This window comes from Bartonella sp. AU18XJBT (assembly GCF_028618595.1).
Taxonomy (GTDB): Bacteria; Pseudomonadota; Alphaproteobacteria; order Rhizobiales; family Rhizobiaceae; genus Bartonella.
The window spans coordinates 1-3,549 of sequence record NZ_JAQITE010000002.1; the positions used below are offsets into that span (position 1 = coordinate 1).

At 40.8% G+C, this 3,549-nt stretch carries 2 protein-coding genes; both read left to right on the plus strand.

From position 1 onward, the window contains the following. Nucleotides 1-2,574, plus strand: a 2,574-nt coding sequence (locus PVV60_RS00880) for a Vomp family autotransporter (protein ID WP_273722493.1), incomplete at its 5' end; no start/stop codon positions are given. Between the two features lie 222 nt (nt 2,575-2,796). Continuing rightward, the gene (locus PVV60_RS00885; protein ID WP_273722494.1) at nt 2,797-3,204 is read left to right on the plus strand and encodes a YadA-like family protein; all 408 of its coding nucleotides are present in this window, start codon (nt 2,797-2,799) and stop codon (nt 3,202-3,204) included. Nucleotides 3,205-3,549 lie beyond the last annotated feature (345 nt).

Below are 3,549 nucleotides of genomic sequence, written 5' to 3' on the forward strand. Positions count from 1 at the left end.
GATGCGGTGAATGGTTCACAGCTTCATACATTAGGCACCGAGGTTGCGAAGTATTTAGGCGGTGGCGCTAATTATGAGAATGGCACATGGACCACTCCTACCTTCACGGTTAAGACCGTTAATGAGGATGGTACTAAAGTTGAAGAGAAGAAGTATGATACTGTATCGGAAGCTTTTGAGGGTGTAGGAACATCTTTTGAGAATCTTCAAAAAGAGCTTACCCAAAACAACACGGAGGTTACTGAAAATATTAAGCAGAATGCGTTGTTGTGGAATGAGGACGCAGAGGCGTTTGTAGCGACACATGGAGAGGGTGATGGGAAAGTCAACAGTAAAATTAAGTTTCTTTCCAATGGCGAGGTTTCTTCAGGCTCGAGTGATGCGGTTAATGGTTCTCAGCTATTTGATACGAATAAGACAGTCGCAACTTATTTAGGTGGTGGCGCTGAATATAAGGAAGGTCAATGGAGTGCTCCAAGCTTCAAGGTTAAGATTGTCAAAGAAGATGGTAGTGCTGTTGAAGAGCAAAGCTATGATGATGTTGCCAAAGCGTTTGCTGGTGTGGGGAATTCATTCACGAATATTCACAAAGAGCTTAAGAATGAGATTAATAAAGTTGTAGGGGATAGTCTTGTTAAGCAGGATGATGCTACGAAGGTAATCAAGATAGGAGCAGAAAAAGGCGGCAGCAGTATCAGTATTGCTAATAGTGGAGATGCCTCTCGGACACTGTCAGGCGTGAAAGCCGGAGTTCTTTCGGAAGCATCGAGTGATGCGGTTAATGGTTCTCAGCTTTTTTCGACCAATCAAAATGTAAACAGTGTATCAAACAATCTTGAAACAACAGCTACGAATATAGCTAAATTTTTTGGTGGCGGTGCTGGATATATGAATGGCGAATGGAGTTCTCCAAGCTTCAAGGTTAAGATCGTCAAAGAAGATGGCAGTGTCGTTGAAGAGCAGAGCTATGATGATGTTGCTAAAGCATTTGCTGGTGTAGGGAATTCATTCACGAATATTCACAAAGAGCTTAAGAATGAGATTAATAAAGTTGTAGGAGATAGTCTTGTTAAGCAGGATGATGCTACGAAGGTGATTAAGATAGGTGGTGAAAAAGAGGGTAGTGCACTCACAATTTCAAACATGAATGGTGATACACGTAGTCTCTCTGGTGTGAAAGCTGGAACACTCTCTGAAGGCTCGACGGAAGCAGTGAATGGTTCTCAGCTTTATTCATTGCATCAGACGCTAGCGACTTATTTTGGTGGTGGCGCTCACTATGAAGATGGTCAATGGGTAGCGCCTACTTTCAAAGTTACGACTTTTAATGATGATGGCAGTCCAGAAGAGCATAGCTATCCCAATATTGCGGACGCATTTGCTGGTGTAAGCAATTCATTCACAAAGCTTCATAATGAGATTTCAAATAATATTGAGCAGAATGCGTTGTTGTGGAGTGATGAAGATAGTGCGTTTGTAGCGCTTCATGGGAAGGGGGATAAAAGAAGTAGGAGCAAACTGAAGTCACTTTTAGATGGGGATATTTCTGAAGGTTCGACAGAGGCGATTACGGGCAATCAGCTTTATTCATTGCATCAGACGCTAGCGATGTATTTAGGAGGAGGGGCTAGCTATGAAGGAGGTGAATGGAGGTCCCCAGAATTCAAGGTTGCACAATTCAATTCTGATGGTATTTCGCCTGAAAAGAAGATTTATCATGATGTAGCAGGAGCCTTTGATGGTGTCAGTGAAGGTATGACGAGTATCAACGACCGTATTCATGATGTTGAGAAGAATGTGGCGACCAATGGTTTGAATTGGAATGAAGAAGAAGGTGCGTATGATGGGAAGCATGATGGCAAGTCGAGTAAGATTACGAATGTGTTGGATGGTAAGATAGAAGAAGGCTCGCAAGAAGTTGTGAATGGTGGTCAGCTTTGGAGCACGAATGAGAGGGTAAAAGAGGTTGAAGACAAAGTAGATACGATAGATCAACATGTGAAAGATATTGAAGTAGCCGTCACAGATGGCGTTGTTAACTATGACAAAGATAGTAAGGGGAAAAAGACCAATAGTATTACGTTAGTAGGTGGCAATGACAGCGAACCTGTTATGATAGACAATGTGGCGGCTGGCAAGATTGAAACAGGGTCTCAGCAAGCTGTTAATGGTGGTCAGTTGCATGATTATACTGAAGAGCAGATGAAGATAGTTCTTGAAGATGCCAAAAAGTATACGGATGAGAAAGTTAGTAGTCTTGTCAGTGATGGTGTTAACGAGTCGAAATCCTATACGGATATGAAGTTTGAGACGTTGAATTATGCTATTGAGGATGTTCGCAAGGAAGCAAGACAAGCAGCTGCCATTGGTCTAGCGGTGTCCAACTTACGTTACAATGATGCACCAGGAAAGTTAAGTGTTGCACTTGGTAGTGGTATATGGCTCAATCAGTCTGCATTTGCTCTTGGTGCTGGTTATACATCTGAAGATGGAAATATTCGCTCTAGTCTATCTGTGACAAATGCCGGAGGGCGCTGGGGTGTAGGTGTTGGATTAAGTTTAACTCTAAATTAATAAAATTCACTACTATTATTTTCAAAAACGCTCCTGTCTATACAAGACAGGGGTAGAAAGAGTTGCACGATTAAAAGAACGGTTCCCACAAAAAAGAACGGTTCCCACAAATAAGCAAATAACAATGCCAGCATTAATGTTGAAAATAAAAAGAGAAAATGTCTGAAGAGTGGTGTGTTTTACACAAATTTGACAGAAGTCGTAGAGGGGGTTGGTTGGTAGTTGTTACATGACAATGAGCAGCAGATTAAGACAGTTTTTGATGATGCGAAAAAATATGTAGATAAATATTTTTCTGAATCCAAGGATAATGCGATGAGTAATGGTGTTAACGAGTCGAAATCCCACACCGATATAAAATTTGAAACGTTTAGTTATGACATTAAGAGCGTACACAAAGAGGCAAGACAAGCAGCCGCCGTTGGTCTAGCAGTATCTAACCTACGTTACTTTGACGATCCAGGCTCTTTGAGTGTCTCATTTGGTAGCGGGGCATGGCGTGGACAATCCGCATTTGCTATTGGTGCTGGTTATACATCTGAAAACGGAAAAATCCGCTCTAATCTCTCTGCCACGAGCGCTGGTGGTCATTGGGGAATAGGTGGTGCAATCACTCTGAAAATAAAATAATACGAACAACGAAAACTGAACAAAACATTCGCCCTCATTTATTGAAATGAGGGTGATTTTTTTTACAGACGCACAGTATTTATCTAGAGATAAGCATAATATTTGATGACGTTATAAACTTTTAGGTTGTAGAAAATCTTTATATGCTTTTATTGCAAAAATATCACAATAGAATCCATATTGCTAAAAAGTTACATTTTTATGTTGCTATTTTCTTGAACAGTCTATAGTGCTACGAAAATGTACATCAGTAAGACTCATTTTGATAAAATAACTTTCAAAGGGGGGATAAGCAATGCGTCAAGATAAAAGGCACATCACAGAACCGCGCACATATTATTATAT